The following is an 18,214-nucleotide window of genomic DNA, read 5'->3' as shown; positions in this document are numbered from 1 at the left end:
TGCTCAGCTGCGCAGCAACGCCGGCAGCCACAGCGACATTTCCGGGAAGAACGCCACCAGCAGCAGCACCGCCAGCCCGGCCAGCCAGAACGGCCAGATCGTCTTCATGCTTTCGCCGACGCTGATCTTGCCGATGGCGGTGCCGATGAACAGCACCGAGCCCACCGGCGGCGTCACCAGCCCCAGGCCGCCGGCCAGCACCAGCACCAGGCCGAAGTGGATCGGGTCGATGCCGTAGGCGCGCGCCACCGGCAGGAAGATCGGCGTGCAGATCAGGATCAGCGGTGCCAGGTCCATGAAGGTGCCCAGCAACAGCAGCATCACCACGATCATCAGCAGCACCATGAACCTGCCGTGCGCGAAGGACTGCAGGAATTCCACCGCCGCCGCCGGCACCTGCAGGTAGGCCAGCAGCCAGCCGAACACCGCCGCGGTGGCGATCACGAACAGGATCACGCCGGTGCTGCGCGCGGCATGCACCACCGTCTCCAGGAACACGCGCCAGCGCAGTTGCCGGTACAGCACGCTGGTGACCAGCAGCGCGTAGACCACGGCGATGGCCGCCGACTCCACCGCGGTGAAGATGCCGGCGCGGATGCCGACGAAGATCAGCGCCACCAGCCCGAGGCCGGGCAGCGCGGCGACCAGCCGCAGCAGCACCGCGCGCAGGCCGGGGAAGGCCTCCACGCCGTAGCCGCGGCGCCGCGCCACCGCGTAGCCGGTGACCATCAGCACCACGGTCATCAGCAGCGCCGGGACGATGCCTGCGGCGAACAGGTCGGCGATCGACAGGCCGCCGCCGGCCGCGGCCGAGAACAGGATCAGGTTGTGCGAGGGCGGCACCAGCAGCGCCACCAGCGCCGCGGTGATGCTGACGTTGACCGCGAAGTCGCGGTCGTAGCCACGCTGCACCATCTGCGGGATCATCGTGCCGCCGACCGCCGAGACATCGGCGATGGCCGAGCCGGAGACGCCGCCGAAGAACAGCGAGGACAGGATCGACACCTGCCCCAGGCCGCCGCGCAGGCGCCCGACCAGCGCGGCGGCCAGCGCGATCAGGCGCTCGGAGATGCCGCCGCGCATCATGATCTCGCCGGCGAAGATGAACAGCGGGATGGCGATCAGCGAGGCGGTGCCGGTGCCGGCGGAAACCTGCTGCACCAGCACCACCGCCGGCAGGTCGAGGTAGAGCAGGGTGGCCAGCGCGGCGGCGGCCAGCGCGTAGGCCACCGGCACGCCGATCAGCAGCAGCACGGCGAACACCAGGAACAGGATTGCGATACCCATGATTCAACGGTCTCCTTCGCCGGCGGCCGGGCGCAGCGCCAGCCACAGGCGGTTCAATGCAAACAGCGCCATCAGCGCGCCGCCGATGCTCAACGGCAGGTAGTTCACGCTCTGCGGCAGGTCGGCGCCGGCCGCCTTGATGTGCAGGCCATCCATCCACAGCAGCCAGCCCCACCAGGCCAGCACCGCGCCGATGGCGGCCACCACCAGCTGCACCAGCGCATCGACCAGCATCCTCAAGCGCGGGCCGAAGTGGTCGTGCAGCAGGTAGAAGCCGAAGTGGCGGTTGGTGTGCACGCCGGCGGCCGCGCCCAGGCTCATCGCCGTGCTCAGCAGCAGCAGCGTGACCGGCTCGGTCCAGCTCGGCGAATCGTTGATGACGTAGCGGGCGAACACCTGCCAGCCCTGCACCACTACCAGCCCGAGCAGGGCAAATGCGGCGACGTAGATGACGAGGTTGGCCAGCTTTTCCAACAGGCGCTGGGCACCGGCCGGCGTGGGGGTTGCGTTAGTGTCAGACATGCGCGGCGGGCCTCAGGCGAATTCGCGGATGCGGCGGTGCAGGGCGGCGATCTCCGGCTGGCGCAGGTAGTCGCGCAGCAGCGGGGCGGCGGCGGCGGCGAACGCGGCGACGTCGACCTCGTTGGCCTTCACCCCGTGCGCCAGCACTTCCTGCCGCGCCTTGTCCTCGGAGGCGTCCCACTCGCGGCGCATCACCTGCACCGACTCGCGCGCCAGCTCCAGCAGCAGGCGGCGATCGTCCGCGGCCAGCGCGTCGAAGCTGCGCCGCGACATCAGCAGGATGTCCGGCGCATACGAATGGCGGCTCTCCGACCAGTAGTGCGCGGCCTCGAAGTGGCGGCTGGAATGGAAGCTGCGCATGTTGTTCTCGGCGCCGTCGATCATGTGCGTCTCCATGCCGGAGAACGTCTCGCCCAGCGACATCGGCGTCGGGTTGGCGCCGAACAGGCGCATAAGCTGCAGGAAGATGTCCGAGCTGGCCACGCGCAGCTTCAGGCCGTGCAGGTCGTGCGGCTCCACGATCGGGTGCTTGGTGTTGTAGAAGCAGCGCGCGCCGGAATCGTAGATCGCCAGGCCGACCAGGTCGCGGCTCTCGAAGCCGGCCAGCACCGCGTCGGCGATGCCGCCGTCCAGCGCCGCGCGCATGTGCGCGACCGAGTCGAACACGTAGGGCAGGCACAGCGCCCGGGTCAGCGGGAAGGCATTGTTCAGCGCGCCGGAATAGACCCGGGTGATGTCGATGGCGCCGAAGCGCGCCATGTCGATCGCCTCCGACTCGCGGCCAAGCTGGCCGGAGTGGTACTGCGCCAGCCGCAGGCGGCCTCCGCTGCGGCGCTCCAGCTCCTGCCCGATCCACTTGACCGCGGTGACCGTGGGGTAGTCGGCCACGTGCACGTCGGTGGCGGTCAGCAGGCGGCCGCCCACGGCCGTGCCGTTGCCGCTGCCGGAACAGCCGGCCAGCGCCGACGCGCCGAGCGCGCCCAGGCCGGTGGCGAGAAAACCTCTGCGAGTGATCATTGCGCCCTCCACGCTCGTTCGCCGCGGGCGCCGCTCAGGCGGCCACGGCCCTGCAGGAAATTTCACCGTAACCTTCAAAGCGGATCACCGCCTGCTGGCCGACGGCAATGTCGTGGATGCCGGTGGCGTTGCCGGTGGCGATCAATTCGCCCTTCTTCAACGGCCGCCCGCGCTTTGCCGAGCGCGACAACGCGAACGCGTAGGCCGCGCGCAGGCCACCGGGCAGGTTGTTGGCGCCGCCGGTGCCGACCACGTTGCCGTCGATCTCGGTGCGCGCCAGCAACCGCGCTTCGTCCAGCCGCATCCAGTCCACGATCTCCGTCCCCAGCACCAGCCCATTGTTGTTGCCGAAATCGGAGACCACCACCCGCGGCCCCAGCACGTTGATCGTCGCCAGCGGGCTGCTGGCCACTTCCACCCCGGTAAACAACCGTGCGGGCAGCGCGGCGGCGGCTTCCGGGGTCCAGTCGAGCTTGTCGGCGGGTGCATCGGCTTCCAGTTGCAGCACGTATTCGGCCTCGACCGCGGCGAAGCCACCGGCGCCGGAAAACACCGGGATATCCACGATGCTACCGGTAGCATTCCAGAGATTGCGCGAGAACACCGGCCCCAGCAGCCGCTCGTCGCCGGAACCATCGCGGCGCTCGGCGGCGATGTAGCCGACCTTCCAGCCGACCACCGCATCGTCCCAGCGCGCGATGGCCAGGTCCTGCACGCGGTAGGCGGTGACCAGATCCGGCGGGATCGCGCCGGGGAAATCCGCGAGCGAACGGCCGGCGCGGCGCGCCTCCACGAATTGGCGGGCGATGTCGTCCAGCACGGAAACGGCCGGGTCCTGGCTGCCTGGGTCGTTGCTCAAGTGATTCTCCTGGTGGCGTTGCTGCACCGCCCATCGACAGTGCTGTGGATGCTGTATATGGTAAACCGGTGTCATATGGCAATGTGCAACGCACCACGTTGCCCCCCGGCACCGTCCTGCGAGGTTTCCCATGTCGCCATCGAATCTCTTCAAACCCTTGTTGTTACTGGCTCTTGCCGCGGTTTCCGGGCTTGGCGGCGGACCGGCACGGGCCGCCGGCGAAGCCGAGCCGGGAGCCGGCTCGCCGGACCGCGTGGCCCTGTGGCCGGATGGATTGGCACCGGGGGACAAACTGTTGCCGGAACCGATGCGGCTGGTCGAGCGCAGCGCCGACCCGGCGCTGCCCGATCGCTACGTCACCCATGTCAGCGAGCCCTGGCTGGTGGTGTACCGCCCGCGCCGGCCCAACGGCACCGCGCTGCTGGTCATCCCCGGCGGCGGCTACCAGCGGGTGGTGCTGGACAAGGAAGGCAGCGCACTGGTGCCGGCCTTCGTCGAACAGGGCGGGGTGACCCTGTTCGTGCTGCGCTACCGGCTGCCGGGCGAGGGCCGCGACGACCGCGAGGCGGCGCTGGCCGACGCGCAGCGCGCGTTGCGCCTGATCCGCCACCGCGCTGGCGAATGGGGCGTGGACCCACGGCGTGTCGGCACGATCGGCTTTTCCGCCGGCGGGCACCTGGCCGCGCGGCTGGGCAATGGTTTCGACCAGATCGTCCATCCGGCCACCGACGCCATCGACGGCGAAAGCGCACGCCCGGATTTCCAGCTGCTGGTCTACCCGGTGATCGACATGGCCGGGCCGGATGCCCACCCAGGCTCGCGCGACCGCCTGCTCGGCCCGCATCCCGCGCCGGAACTGCAGCGACGCTATTCGATGCAGGCGCAAGTACGCGCCGACACCCCGCCCACCTTCCTGCTGCATGCCGCCGACGATGACGCGGTGCCGGTCGGCAACAGCCTGATGATGTTCGACCGCCTGCGCCGCGCCGGCGTGGACGCCGAGCTGCACGTGTTCCCGCACGGCGGCCACGGCTTCGGCATACGCGGCACCGCCGGCCTGACCACGGCCGCGTGGCCGCGACTGGCGCTGGACTGGATCGCCGCGCAGGCCGTGGAGGCCACGCCATGAGCGCCATGCCCGACGACCCGCAGCGCCGCCATTTCCTGCGTAGCGGCGCGTTCTGCACGCTCGCCGCCGGCTTGGCGAGCGCCTTGCCGGCCGCCGCCGCACGCGGCCAGCCCAGCCCGATCGCACGCCTGCGCAGTGGCCGTGTCGCCGGGCAGACCGAACACGGCATCCATGTCTTCCGCGGCGTTCCCTATGGCGGCGACACCGCGCCACGGCGCTTCCGGCAGGCATTGCCCGAAACCCCGTGGCGCGGCGTGCGCGACGCGCTGGACTACGGTCCTTCGGCACCGCAGAACGGCGGCGAAGGGCCGGGCAGCGAGGATTGCCTGTACCTCAACGTGTGGACGCCGGCCCTGCGCGACGGCGGCAGGCGCCCGGTGCTGGTCTACATCCACGGCGGCGGCTTCAACAACGGCTCTGGCAGCGATGCGCTGTACGACGGCGGCAACCTGTGCCGGCGCGGCGACGTGGTGGTGGTCAGCGTCAACCACCGGCTCAACCTGTTCGGCTACCTGTATCTGGCGCAGCCGGGCGGGGAGGCCTTCGCCGATTCCGGCAACGCCGGCCAGCTCGACCTGATCCAGGCCTTGCAGTGGGTGCGCCAACACGCGGCCGAGTTCGGTGGCGACGCCGGCAACGTCACCGTGTTCGGCCAGTCCGGCGGCGGCGCCAAGATCGCCACGCTGATGGCGATGCCGGCGGCCAGCGGATTGTTCCACCGCGCATGGACCATGAGTGGCCAGCAGGTCACCGCCGCCGGCCCGCGCGCGGCCACGCAGCGCGCGCAACGGGTGCTCGACCATTTCAGGGCCGATCCCGAAACGCTGCGCACGCTGCCGATGCAAATGCTGCTGGAGGCATTGAAGCTCCGCGACCCTTCGCGGGTGGAGGACACCGCGCTCTACTTCGGCCCGGTGCTGGACGGACGGCACCTGCCGGCGCACCCGTTCTGGCCCGAGGCCCCGGCGCAGTCGACCGGCGTGCCGATGGTGATCGGCAATACCCACGACGAAACCCGTGCCTTCCTCGGCGGCGACCCGGCCAATTTCGCGCTGGACTGGGATGCGCTGCCGGCCAGGCTGGAAGCGCAGCAATACGTGGACCTGCCGCCTTCGCAGGTGATCGCCGAATACCGCCGGCTGTACCCGCATTACACGCCATCGGAGGTGTTCTTCGCCGCCACCACCGCCGGCCGCTCGTGGCGCGGTGCGGTGGAGGAACTGGAAGCCCGTGCGCGGCAGGGTGCGCCGACGTGGGCCTACCAGCTGGACTGGTACGACCGCGGCGGCGCAGCGGATCGGCTGCGCGCGCACCACACGCTCGACATCCCGTTGGCGTTCGACAACACCGGCCAACCCGGTTCGCGCACCGGCACGGGCGAAAGCGCCACGCACATGGCCGCGGCAATCAGCGACGCCCTGCTCGCCTTCGCCCGCCACGGCGACCCCAACCATCCCGGCCTGCCGCGCTGGGAGCCGTATACGCTGCCGCGCCGGCAGACGCTGGTGTTCGACGACGAAAGCCGGCTGGCCGACGACCCGCGCGGCGGCGAACGCCGGCTCTACCGGCAGGCGCCCTTCATCCAGCGCGGCACGTTCTGATGCAAGTAGGTCGGGGCTACGCCCCCGACGCTCCATGTGCATTTGGCATGCCGCGCTGGAGCTTGATGCGCAAAGCGTCGGGGGCGTAACCCCGGCCTGCGGCGAACGGAATGTTCACCGGCCTGCCCTAGACTGGCGGCATGATTTCAGATGCAACCGATGCCCGGCTTCCCGACTTCGCCGGTCGCCAGCGGCTGGTGGACGCGCTCGACGCGGCGATCGGCGCCATGGACACCGCCACGGTGGTGGCGGGGGTCGAGCGCGCGCTGCTGGCCGCCATCGCCGATCCGCTGATCGTGCTGCCGGGCTGCGTGCACGCACCGATCACCGGGCACTACGCGCGTCGCGAGCTGTACCGCAGCGCGCATTACGGCTACAGCATCATCGCCATGACCTGGGGACCGGGGCAGGGCACGCCGCTGCACGACCACGACGGCCTGTGGTGCGTGGAAGGCGTGTGGCAGGGCGCCCTGCGCTTCACCCCGCACCGCCTGCTGGAAAGCCGCGGCGACCGCTGCCGCCTCGAACCCCTGCCCGCCCGGGCCGGCGAACGCGGCAGCACCGGCAACCTGATCCCGCCGGACGAATACCACGTGCTGCGCAACGCCAGCGACGAGGAAACCGCGATCTCGGTGCACGTCTACCAGCGGCCGCTGGAGCATTGCACGGTGTTCGTGCCGGAAGCGGGGAGCGGGGACTGGTACAGGCGCGAGAGCCGGCAGATGCAGACCGATTCCGCCGCGTAGATGCGGGGCTCGCCCCGCATGGAGCTTGTTCGGTAATGCCCCGTGCCGGGCGAGCCCGGCACCTACGAGGTGTTCGTTGTGGAAGGCGCGTTGCGTAGATGCGGGGCTTGCCCCGCATGGAGCTTGCCCGGTAATGCCCCGTGCCGGGCGAGCCCGGCACCTACGGTAGTGGCAACCGGTTGTTGAGCAGCGTCACTTCCTCCGCCTCCCCTTCCTGCAGCACCCACACGCTGGCACCGCCACGGTCGAAACCCGCCGGCAACGCCAGTTCCACCGTCACCGTGCGCGGCCGCAGGTCGAGTGGCGCTTCCAATGCGGGAATCGCAACGCGCGCCACCTCGCGGCCACGTGCATCCTCGATCACGGCATGACCGGGCAACGTGGCGACGTGGCCGAGGCTGTGCACGGTCAGGCGCACGCGTCCTTCCTCGATCTTCAAATCGCCGCGGCCGATGCCGAGATCGGCACGGGTTTCCACCGGCGTACCCGCTTCGACCAACTCGAACTCGAACACCTGCGCCTGCTTCGGCGCGAAGCGCAACGACGTGCCGACGCTGCGCTCCAGCGCCACCTCGCGCACCTGCGGCCTGCCGTCGATGGCGTCGTCGCCATCGCGGTCGATGCCGCTGCGGATGCGCCACGTGCCCGCGGCGACGTTCCAGCCGGTCATCACCGCGTCCACCGGCGTGTCGCCGAGGTTCCAGGCGATGACCTTGAAGCGTTCGCGCGAGGGTGCATGCACCAGCAGCGCCACCTGCTCGGCGGCGCCGGGCCGGGCGAAGCGCCAGCTCACCGTGTGGCCGGGCCAGCTCTGGTTGCGCTTGAGCGCGATGCCGCCCAGCCGCAGCCGTTGCAGCAACTCGCTGGGCGCCTCGACGCGGTCGCTCCACCAATGGCCCTCGGTGTTCATGTACTCGCGCTGCGCCTTGGCCTGGATGCCCTCGGCATGCAGGGTTTCCAGATAGCGCTTGTCGCCACTGGTCTGCCATGCCACGACGTTGGCGAAACCGCCGCCGCCCTTGTCGGCGTCGGCCCGCAGCTGCCGGCCCCAATCCTGCTGGCGGCCGAGCGCGTCGATGAAGTTCTCGCCAAGGTTGGACAAGGCGTTCGGCCCGCCGCGCACCACGCGGTAATCCAGCGCCTTCAGGTACTTGTCGTTGCCCGTCCAGCGCCACGCCGCCCAGAAGGTGTGCATGACGTCGCCGCTGCCCGAGCCCTGGTTCAGCTCGCCGCCGCGGGTGGCGCCAGTGGCCCAGTTGATCTCGTTCGGCAGCGCCCAGCGGCCCTTGCCGTCGGTATAGGCGTGGGCGAGGTAGCCGTCGGCCAGGCCTGTCACCAGCTTGCGGCCTGTGGGATCGGCGTTGTATTCGCCGACCAGGAACGCCGGGTGCAACGCCGGGAACGAGTACGGCTTCTGCCATTGCCAGTTCGGCTCGCGGTAGACCTTGTTGCCGCCGTACCAGTTGCTGGAGAACAGCAGGTGGCCCTGCGGGTTGGGCAGGACGATGCGCTCGTCGAACGCCTTGACCGTTTCCATCAGCCGCTCGACGGTCAGCGGGTCGCCCCAGTTGAGGTAGAGCATCGCGCTGTTGGCGTTGATACCTTCCTCGTAGGCATGCAGCTCGTCGGTCTCGATGGTGCTCAGGCCATTGGAGAACATGCCGTTCCTGTACACCGCATCGGACAGCGCGGTCAGCGAGGCGTTGAGGCGCTCGGGCTCCACGCCCATCAGCGCCAGCCCCGGCCATTGCTGGGTGAGGTCGGTGTCGTCGGAAATACCGCCGCCGAAATCGCCGTAGCCGACCTGGCGGTTGTCGATCCACCAGTCCACGAAGCGGCGCACGTACTTCAGTTCCTCCACCTGCCGGAACGCCCACAGCGGCACGCCCTTCGGCGGCTGCGGCTGCACGAACGGCGGCCGGCCCTGGCTGTTGTAGCTGATGTAGTTCCAGTACAGACGGCCCAGCTCGTTCTCGGGATCGACGCGCAGCAGGTCGCTCAGGTCGGCATACACGCGCGCGTACAGCCGCTGGCGCTTGGAGGTGGTGTGTTCCTCGACCAGGAAACCCCAGTTGTCGCGCACCTGGTTGAAGCGGTCGGCGACGTGTTCCTTCAATGCTTCTCGTCGATCCTTGAACACCAGCCGCACTTCGGCGCCATCCAGCGAGGCGGCGTTGAAGCCGGGCGCGGCCGAGGCGATGGCGATCCACAGGCTGTCGGCGGTGAGGATGCGGTCGCGCAGGTCCAGCCACAGCGTGCGCGCCTGCCCCGGCTTCACCGACACCGACACGTCGATCATGTCGCGCGCCGGCCAGATCGGGTCCTTGATGCGGATGTCCAGCGGAATGACGCCATCATGCGTGGCCGGCAGGTCCAGCGCCGGAATGTCGATGGCCACGCCGTCGAGGCCGTCGTGCATGTTCTCCCAGCTGTAGGCCCAGCTGCGGATCAGCGGCTGCGCCGCCGGCGCGTCGCCAACGCCGGAGGGCACCAGCACGTGCACGATGGGTTGCGGGTGCGCCGGCAGCGTATCGGCCGCGCGCATGCGCGAGCCGGCGCCCTTCGGCAGCGCCATCACCATGCTGCGTTCGTCCGGGGCGAAACGGCCGTCGATGTAGTCGCGCAGCGCGGCGACGTTGGTGTAGTCCGGCAACACCCTGCTGTCGATGACGTAGCGCTGCTTGACCGTGCCCTGCGGCTCGGCGGCATCGCTGACGTGATAGCCCCAGATTTCCTGTATCGGTGTTTCCTGTTCGGCGTTGGCGAAGCGCAGCGTGCCGCCGGCCTGCGCGGCGAATTCGTCGACGCTGCGCACCACGCCCTTTGGGCGGGTGAACAGGGTACCGGCGCTGCCCTGCAGTTCACCGAAGGCCGCGCCGCGGATCTCGATGCGGTTGATGGTTTCGCCATCGGGCACGGTCAGGTCGAGGTTCTGCCCGCCTTCGACGTAGGTGTTCCAGTCCGGCAGCTGGAAGTAATCGTTGCGGCCGGGCAGGCGCGAGCGGTTGTAGACGCCGGGCCACGTGGTTTCGGCAATGCCGTCGGTGCCCTTCCACATCCACTGCTTCTTGTCCTTGACGTCGGCGAACTCGACCTTGCGGATCGTCGTCACCGGCGTGGCCAGCAAGGGTGGCGGTGCGCCATCCCAGCCGTAGCGATGCCACCACGCACGCTGCGACGCGCCGGCGGGCTCGCCGCTACGCGGCGCGGCATTGCGCGCCAGCGCGGCCACGCCCTCGGCGTCGAGCATGCGGTCGTAGACGCGGATCTCGTCGACGTCGCTGCCGCGCAGGAAGTTGTAGCGGCTCTGCACCTGGTACGGGGCCATCACCCGCCCGGCCAAGCCGAGCTGGTCGAGCGCGGCATCGTAGTCGCCGGTGGCGTCGGCGCGCGCCACCTCCTTGCCGTCGAGGAACAGGCGCACGCCCTTGTCCTCGTCCCAGGCGAAGGCGATGTGCTGCCATTGTTGAGGTGACGGGTTATTTTCCAACCGGAAGGAAACGCGGGTGCGGGCGAGGTTGGCGTCGGTGACGAAGGCGTCGAAGCCGTGACCGTTCCAGTCGATGCGCAGCCACGCCATGTCCCAGCTGCTGTGGTCGGCGTAACCGACGCGGAAGATCACGAACGGCGCTTCGCCCACCGCGTAGCGCGAGCGCCAGAAGAACGACAGGGTGCCGCGCTCGGCGCGGATGTTGCCCGGTGCGTTCCACGACAGCACGCCGTCATCCTGCCACTGGATCGCGTGGCCGTGCGCGCCGTCGTCGACCAGCGCCACCTTGTCCTGGAAGTTGGGGACGGCGTCGCCCCGCGCGGTATCGGCGGCGAAACCGTTGTCGGCCGAAACGCGGAACAGCAGCTCCGGCGGCGAAGAGTGCGCCACCGCCGGGAGAGCGGCGGACAGCGCGGAAACCAGCAACAGCAGGCCGAGGGTACGGCGGGTCGGGTGGGGTGACATCGTGCGTCTCTTGGAAGCGTGCGGGCGGCGTGCCGGTTCCGCGCGCGGTGGGCCAAGTTAGCGACGCGCCTGCGCCATCACATCCTGCGTCGCACCATCGGAGGCCCTTCCCGGCATTGCGCCGGGAAGGGTTTGCAGCATCAGAACTTGTAGCGCAGGCCCACCGTGTAGGTACGGCCGGTCTGGCTGTACTCCAGCGGCAGCGACACCGACGGGTTGGCCACCCACGACTCCTGCGCCTCGTTGGTCAGGTTGGCGCCTTCCAGGCTGACTTCCAGCCGGTCGTTGATGCGGTAGTGCAGCGAGGCATCGACGATGGTTGTGCCGCTCTGGCCATGCACGCCATTGGCTTCGCTGTTGAAGCCCGGTTCGGTGCCCGGCACCTGGATCAGGTAATCGTTGCGGTTGGTGGCCGACACGCGCCCGGAGAAGCGGTCGCCTTCGTAGAACAGCGTGGCGTTCCACGAGTTCTTCGACTGCCCGGTCATCGCCGCCTTCTGCGCGGCCGCGCCGGAGGACAGCAGGTACTGGATGTCCGAATCGACGTAGGTGTAGTTCAGCTGCGCCCCCAGGTTGGACCACTTGCCCGGCAGGAAGGTGAACGGCTGCACGTAGTTGAACTCCACGCCCTGCAGCTTGCCGCCGGGGGTGTTGATCGGCACGGTGAACACGAACTCGTCGCTGGTGCTGGCCGTGGTGCCTTCGAGCAGGTTGGCCGGCAGGCCGCTGTCGGCATAGGTGCGGCTCTCGCGGGTGTTCTGGATGAAGCTGTCGATGTCCTTGTAGAACAGCGTCGCGCCAAGCATCGCGCCTTCGTCGAAGTACCACTCGAAGCCCAGGTCGTAGCTCTTGGCGCGTACCGGGTCGAGGAACGGGTTGCCGCCGCTGACAGTCCTGGCGCTGCCGCTGACGTTGACCGTCACGCCGGGGGTCAGGCTGCCCAGGCCCGGGCGCGACATCACCTTGGCCGCGGCGAAACGCACCAGCAAGTCGGGGGTGACCTCGGCCACCAGGTTCAGCGACGGCAGGGTGTCGTTGTATTCGCGGGTGACGGTGGTGGCCACCGGCGTGCCGCTGGCCGTGGCGATGCCCGAAGAGCTCTGCTTGGTGCGCACATGGCGCACGCCGATGTTACCCGACAGCGGGACCGAGCCGATCTCGGTGGAGAACTGGCCCATCAGCCAGCCACTGCGGTCCTGTTCCTCCACGCTGCGCATGCTGGCGGCGTAGTCGGCCAGCGCGAACGCACCTTCATTGCTGAAGATATCGAACAGGCTCGCGATGGCGCCGAAGTTGGGCACCACCCATTTGCCGGGGTTGCCGCTCAGGCCGTTGAGGCTGGCCAGTTCCGTCATGTCCACCGGCACGATCCTGCCGCCACTGCTGAAGTCGGGCACCGAGGTTTCGCTGCCACGGCGGCGCTCCATCGAGTCGAAGCTGTAGTTCTTGGCCTGCACGCCGCCGGCCAGGGTGAACGACGGGCCGGCGACCCAGTTGAACTCCAGCTGGCCATTGTTGAACTCGTTGGTCACGTAGTTCTGGCGCATGCGGATGGTGGACAGGGTCCAGCCGGTCGGGTCGGTCGGGTCCACGCCGTAATTGAACACCGGCTGGGTCAGGCTGTCGCGGTAGTCGTAGCTGTAGCCCTGCACGTCCAGCTTGTCCATCATGATGGTGGCCTGGACCGGGTTCTCGTGCTTGGACTTCGAGGTGCCGATCTTGCCGGTGATGGTGAAGCTGTCGGTCAGCCTGTGCTCGCCGTCGAGGCTGATCTGGTGGAAATCCGTGCTCCATTCGTCATGGCGGTTCTCGGCGCGGATGTCGACGTTGTCCATCTGCGCGTAGACCAGCGCGCCGTTGCGCACCTCGCCGTCGTTGACCAGGACCTGCGGCTTGCCGTCGGCGCTGCTCTTGCTCAGGCCGTTGGCCTCGATGTACTTCTCGTCGCGCTTGGCGTCGATCTTCGAGTACAACATGTCGAGGTTGAAGCTGGTGCGGTCGCTGGGCTTGAACTGCAGCGCGCCAGTTACGCCCAGGCGCTTCTGGTCGTGCTCCATCAGTGTGTAGCGCGGGAAACGCGGTGCATAGACGTCCGGGCGCAATGCGTCGGTGAACGTCGAAGCCGGGTTGAAGCCGCCGTTTCTGTCACCACCGGCCCAACGCACGGTACCGGTGCCTTCCTCCACCGTGTCACGCTCGGAATAGGCCACCGACAACAATGCACCGACCTTGCCGTCGGCCCAACTGTTGGCGATCAATCCAGCGAAGCGCGGCATCGCCGACTCCGAGGCATCGTTGTACGCGGCCTGCACGTTGCCGACGACGGTCAGGCCGTCGTAGTCGAACGGGCGCGCGGTGCGCAGGTCGACGGTGGCGCCCAACGAGCCCTCGTCCACGTCGGCCGAGGCGGTCTTGCGCGCGACCAGTTGCGAGAACAGGTCCGAGGCGAACACGTTGAAGTCGAAGCCGCGGCTGCGGTTGGCGCCGCCCTGGCCGTCGCTGCTGCCGACGGTGCTCAGCGCCTCCATGCCGTTGATGCGCACGCGGGTGAAGTCCGGGCCGAGGCCGCGCACAGTGATCTGCCGGCCCTCGCCGCCGTCGCGGGTGATGACCACGCCCGGGATGCGCTGCAGCGATTCGGCCAGGTTGCTGTCCGGGAACTTGCCGATGTCCTCGGCGACGATGGCGTCGACCATGCCGGCCTCGCCACGCTTGATGTCCAGCGCCTTCTCGACGCTGGCGCGGTAGCCGGTGACGGTCACGGTGTCCAGTTCGGTCGCGGCGGTGCCGGCGTCCTGGGCGGTGGCGGTACCGGCCAGCGCCAAGCTGATCGACAGCGCGAGCAAGGTAACCGGTGTCTTGTTCTGCTTGCGGCAGGAATACATGTGCTTCCCCTCTCCAAAGGCCAACATGCGGTATGAATTCGTTATGCCCGCGGTTAATGACACCGCTGGTCAAAACCGAAACTAGCAGGACTTCCAGAGGCGGGCATCTTGCACCGCAACAGAGGGGTGGAGCGTCGCAACCCATTGTCTTTGGGACATTCCGGGACTGTATCCGGGTGCCATGAAGGGACATCCGGGCAACATGACACCGATGGTCAAATTATCATGCCATCATGCCGGCGAGCCCCCGGCCTGCGACAGGAGTCCCGATGAATCCCCCGCGTGTTGTCTGTTTCGGCGAGCTGCTGCTGCGGCTCGGCGCCCCCGGCCACCAACTGCTGCTGCAGAGCCCGTCGCTGGACGTGCACTGCGGCGGCGCCGAAGCCAACGTCGGCGTATCGCTGGCGCATTTCGGCCACGCCGTGGCGATGGTCGGCGTGGTCGCCGACAACCCGCTGGGCGCGGCGGCGGCCGGACAACTGCGCCTGCACGGCGTGGATACCTCACGGGTGCGCCGCGCCGAGGGCCGCATGGGCCTGTATTTCCTGACCACCGGCGCCGGCCACCGGCCCAGCGAGGTGGTCTACGACCGCGCCGACTCGGCCTTCGCCAACGCGCGCGCGGACGGCTACGACTGGCCGGCATTGCTGCACGGCGCGCAATGGCTGCACCTGTCCGGGATCAGCCCGGCGCTCGGCGCGGAAGCGGCGCGCGCCACGCTGGACGCCGCGCGCGCGGCCTGCGCGCAGGGCATCAAGGTGTCCTTCGACGGCAACTTCCGGCCGAAGCTGTGGGAGCGCTGGGGTGGCGACGCGAAAGCGATCCTGCACGACCTGTTCGACTGCGCGCACATCGTGTTCGCCGACCACCGCGACATCGGCGTGGTGCTGGGCGGCGAGTTCCCGCAGGCCGACGCGCAGGCGCGCGTGGATGCGGCCGCGGCGATGGCCTTCGCCGCGTTCCCGCGCCTGCAGTACCTGGCCTGCACCCAGCGCACGGCGCACAGCGTCGGCCACCATTCGCTGGGCGCGATGCTGCTCGGCCGCGACGGCACCCGCGCGGTGGCGCCGGCCGAGGAGCTGACCGACATCGTCGACCGCATCGGCGGCGGCGACGCCTTCGCCGCCGGCGTGCTGCACGGCCTGATCGAGGGCTTCGACGCCGAGGCGACGATCCGCTTCGGGCTGGCCGCCGGCTGCCTGAAGCATTCCATCCCCGGCGATTTCAACCCGGTCGGCGTGGCCGAGGTAATGGCGCTGGTGGGCGAGGGCAGGTTCGATGTCCGGCGCTGACCCGCGCGTGCGCGCCGTGCTCAGGCTGGCACCGGTGATCCCGGTGTTCACCCCCGACGACGTGGACGACGCGGTGCAGGTGGCGCAGGCGCTGTTCCGCGGCGGCCTGCCGGTGATCGAGGTGACGTTGCGCACCGCCACCGCGATGGCGGCGATCAAGGCGATGGCCGAGGCGGTGCCGGATGCGGTGATCGGCGCCGGCACCGTGCTGGGCGCCGCGCAGATGGAACAGGTGAAGGCCGCCGGTGGTCGCTTCGCGGTGTCGCCGGGCGCCACCGACCGGTTGTACGCCGCCGCGCGCGATACCGACCTGCCGCTGTTGCCGGGCGTGGCGACGTCCTCGGAACTGATGCGCGGGCTCGAGCACGGGCTGGACACCTTCAAGTTCTTTCCGGCGGTGCAGGCCGGTGGCGCGGCGATGCTGTCGGCGTGGAACGGCCCGTTCGGCGACGTGCGCTTCTGCCCGACCGGCGGCATCAGCGCGCAGACCGCAGCGCAGTTCCTGCACCTGCCCAACGTGCTGTGCGTGGGCGGCTCGTGGCTGACCACGCGCGAGCTGTTGCAGGCGCGCGACTGGGCCGGCATCGAGCGGCTGGCACGCGAAGCGGCGGTATTGCCCGGCTGAGGCAGCGGCAACTGTGGATGCGGGACTCGCCCCGCATGGGGCTTTCCCGGTACGGCCCCGTGCCGGGCAAGCCCGGCACCTGCGGGAATGCTTGAATCTCGTAGGTCGGGGCTACGCCCCCGACGTGCCATGTCCACCCTGCGCCGTGCATCGGGGATGTAACCCCGACCTACAGCTGTGTCCTCTCCATTCGTTCCTGGCTCTTACCGCGTCCACTGCCATTGCAGGCCCAGCGTCCAGCCGCGCTCCGGCCCGGGTTCGTAATAACGCCGGTTGCCGTCGTTGACGATGACCGAGCCGATGTAGTGCCGGTCCAGCAGGTTGTCCACGCGCGCGAACAGCCGCAGCGGGCCGCGCGCGGTCGGCCATTGCCGGGCGGCTTCCAGGTTCAGCAGCCCGTAGCCGGGCGCGCGGGCGTCGCCGAGGTCGCTGGCGGGGGTGGCGGCGGCGGCCACGGTTTCGACCGCCAGCTGCCACGGCCCCGGTTGCCAGTGCCAGCGCGCGAACAGTTGCTGGCGCGGTACGCCCGGCAGCGCGGTGCCGGCCGCCACCGGGTTGCGCGGCTCGGTGCACGGTGCGGGCAGGCCGGTGCAGGTCAGGTAACCCTCGCGCACCGTGGCCTGCAGCCAGGTCCAGGCCAGCTGCAGTTGTTGGGTTTCGCCGATGGGCTGCAGCCAGCCCAGTTCCACGCCTTGGCGGCGGGTGGCGCCGATGTTGCGGTAGCTGCTGCGGCCGCTACTGTTGCTGGCCACCGCCAGTTCATCGTCGGTGTCTGCGCGGAACAGCGCCAGGTCCAGCCGCGCACCGGCCCGGGTACGCCACTTGGCGCCGAGTTCGTGATTGCGGCTGGCCGCCGGGGACAGGTCCAGCGCCAGCCCGGCGCCGCCGTCGGCGCGATACCCCAGCTCGTTGAGGGTCGGTGTCTCGAAGCCGCGCCCGGCCGAGGCATACAGGCGCAGGTCGTCGCCGGCACGGAACACCAGCCCGGCCACCGGCGTGGTGGCCACATAGTCGCGGCGGCCGCTGTCGTCGGGATTGTTGGCGGTGACGTAGTGGTCATCGGACTCGAAGCGCACCCGACTGTGGCGCGCGCCGGCCAGCAGCGACCAGCGCGGCGCGAACCGCCACCAGGCCTGCGCGAACTGGTCCACGTTGCCGACCCGGTCGCGCTGGTCGCGGCGCAGCCGGCCCTTTACGCCCAATGCATCGCCGACGAAGTTCTCGTAACCACTGCGGTGCTGCCGCTGGCGGTCGGCGTTGGCGCCAAGCACCAGTTCCAGCGGTTTTCCGGCCAGTTCGCCATGCCAGGCCCAACGCGCGTCCACGCCGCCGTAGCCACCCTCCAGGTCGATCACCCCGCCCGCATGCAGCGGGCTGGCCTGCGCCGCCGGCGGAATGGCGAGGAACTGCTCGACCGTGCGCTGCCCGGCATAGGCCATCAGCCGCCAGGTCCGGCGCTCGCGGTCCAGTGTGTAGACCACGCCTGCCTGCGCCTGTCGCACCGATTTGCGGGTGTCGTACTGCGCGGCCACCGCGGTGGCCTGGCGTGGATCGACGCGCACCTGTTCGCGGGCCAGGCCCAGCGGGTCCTGCGCGTGCGGGGCGTCGAGGACGTTGAACAGCAGGTCCAGCCGCTGCCCCGGCGCGAGGTCGAAACCCAGCCGTGCGTTGAGCGATTCCCGCCGCGCCGCGCCGTGTTCGCGCCAGCCGTCGGTGCGGTAGTGGCTGGCGGCGACGTTGTAGTGCATGGCCGCCACCTGGCCCTTGAGCTGCAGGCCGAGGCTGCTGCTGGCATCGCTGCCCCAGGTGGCGCGCAGCCGCCACGGATCGCCCGGCTGGCCGTCGCCGCTCCACAACTGCACCACGCCGCCGGAGGAATTGCCGTACAGCGCCGAGAACGGCCCGCGCAGCACCTCGATGCGTTCGGCGCCGAGCAGGTTGAAGTGCGACAGCTGGCCCTGGCCGTCGGGCATGCTCGCCGGCACGCCATCGGCCAGCAGGCGCACGCCGCGCACGCCGAAAGTGGAGCGCGCGCCGAAGCCGCGGATCGACAACTGGGTGTCCTGCGCCAGGTTCTGCCGCTCGCGCGCCAGCAGGCCCGGCACGCCATTCATGGCCTCGGACACCAGTGCACCACGGCCGTTGCCGGCCTCGTCCACGTCGATGACGGTCATCGACGCGGGCAGGTCGAAGTCATCGACGGCGCGCACCCGCGCCGCCTGCACCTGCACGGTGTCCAGCACGGCGGGCGCCGGGCCGGCCTGCGCCGCCGCCGGCAACGCCATCGCCCATCCGG

Annotated in this window: 12 protein-coding genes; 5 read left to right on the top strand and 7 right to left on the bottom strand. The window is 69.7% G+C overall.

The window, feature by feature from the left end; genetic code table 11:
* Positions 1-3: 3 nt before the first annotated feature.
* Genes MIC98_RS01560 through MIC98_RS01545 form a run of 4 tightly spaced genes read right to left on the bottom strand, consistent with a single transcriptional unit; the run spans position 4 to position 3,685 of the window.
* Positions 4-1,287 carry a TRAP transporter large permease gene (locus tag MIC98_RS01560; protein WP_239735070.1) on the bottom strand — a complete coding sequence of 428 codons (1,284 nt, stop codon included), beginning with the start codon at positions 1,285-1,287 and terminating at the stop codon, positions 4-6.
* A 3-nt stretch (positions 1,288-1,290) separates the two neighbouring features.
* Complete coding sequence (locus MIC98_RS01555) at positions 1,291-1,809, bottom strand: TRAP transporter small permease (RefSeq protein WP_239735069.1); 519 nt, start codon at positions 1,807-1,809, stop codon at positions 1,291-1,293.
* Between the two features lie 12 nt (positions 1,810-1,821).
* Positions 1,822-2,826 carry a TRAP transporter substrate-binding protein gene (locus MIC98_RS01550; RefSeq protein WP_057640911.1) on the bottom strand — a complete coding sequence of 335 codons (1,005 nt, stop codon included), beginning with the start codon at positions 2,824-2,826 and terminating at the stop codon, positions 1,822-1,824.
* A 34-nt stretch (positions 2,827-2,860) separates the two neighbouring features.
* Positions 2,861-3,685, bottom strand: coding sequence for a 2-keto-4-pentenoate hydratase (locus tag MIC98_RS01545; protein WP_239735068.1), 825 nt, complete (start codon positions 3,683-3,685; stop codon positions 2,861-2,863).
* Positions 3,686-3,815: 130 nt separating this feature from the next.
* Between MIC98_RS01545 and MIC98_RS01540 the strand changes: the two genes are divergently transcribed.
* From MIC98_RS01540 to MIC98_RS01530, 3 genes are all read left to right on the top strand, one after another.
* Positions 3,816-4,814 (top strand): alpha/beta hydrolase, encoded by a 999-nt coding sequence (locus tag MIC98_RS01540; protein WP_239735067.1) that lies wholly within the window; start codon positions 3,816-3,818, stop codon positions 4,812-4,814.
* A complete protein-coding gene (locus tag MIC98_RS01535; RefSeq protein ID WP_239735066.1) occupies positions 4,811-6,415 on the top strand; it encodes a carboxylesterase/lipase family protein in 1,605 nt (534 codons plus the stop codon). The genes MIC98_RS01540 and MIC98_RS01535 overlap by 4 nt, the downstream gene beginning before the upstream one ends.
* A 140-nt stretch (positions 6,416-6,555) precedes the next feature.
* Complete coding sequence (locus MIC98_RS01530; protein WP_239735065.1) at positions 6,556-7,161, top strand: cysteine dioxygenase family protein; 606 nt, start codon at positions 6,556-6,558, stop codon at positions 7,159-7,161.
* Between the two features lie 160 nt (positions 7,162-7,321).
* Here the strand turns inward: MIC98_RS01530 and MIC98_RS01525 are convergent, their stop codons facing one another.
* Together MIC98_RS01525 and MIC98_RS01520 are read right to left on the bottom strand one after the other, a co-directional pair.
* A complete protein-coding gene (locus MIC98_RS01525; protein WP_239735064.1) occupies positions 7,322-11,116 on the bottom strand; it encodes a LamG domain-containing protein in 3,795 nt (1,264 codons plus the stop codon).
* A 140-nt stretch (positions 11,117-11,256) separates the two neighbouring features.
* Complete coding sequence (locus MIC98_RS01520; RefSeq protein WP_239735063.1) at positions 11,257-14,001, bottom strand: TonB-dependent receptor; 2,745 nt, start codon at positions 13,999-14,001, stop codon at positions 11,257-11,259.
* A 269-nt stretch (positions 14,002-14,270) separates the two neighbouring features.
* Between MIC98_RS01520 and MIC98_RS01515 the strand changes: the two genes are divergently transcribed.
* Positions 14,271-15,293 (top strand): sugar kinase, encoded by a 1,023-nt coding sequence (locus MIC98_RS01515; protein WP_239735062.1) that lies wholly within the window; start codon positions 14,271-14,273, stop codon positions 15,291-15,293.
* The gene (eda, locus tag MIC98_RS01510) at positions 15,280-15,918 is read left to right on the top strand and encodes a bifunctional 4-hydroxy-2-oxoglutarate aldolase/2-dehydro-3-deoxy-phosphogluconate aldolase (RefSeq protein ID WP_239735061.1); all 639 of its coding nucleotides are present in this window, start codon (positions 15,280-15,282) and stop codon (positions 15,916-15,918) included. Before MIC98_RS01515 ends, eda begins: the two co-directional genes overlap by 14 nt.
* A gap of 203 nt (positions 15,919-16,121) precedes the next feature.
* On the opposite strand, the gene MIC98_RS01505 is transcribed toward eda, so the two are convergent.
* Positions 16,122-18,203, bottom strand: coding sequence for a TonB-dependent receptor (locus MIC98_RS01505; protein ID WP_239737986.1), 2,082 nt, complete (start codon positions 18,201-18,203; stop codon positions 16,122-16,124).
* Between the last annotated feature and the right edge of the window lie 11 nt (positions 18,204-18,214).

This window comes from Stenotrophomonas sp. NLF4-10 (assembly GCF_022359915.1).
GTDB classification, from domain to species: Bacteria; Pseudomonadota; Gammaproteobacteria; order Xanthomonadales; family Xanthomonadaceae; genus Stenotrophomonas; species Stenotrophomonas daejeonensis.
Note: the sequence above shows the minus strand (reverse complement) of the source record. Positions and strands in the feature narration are given on the sequence as shown.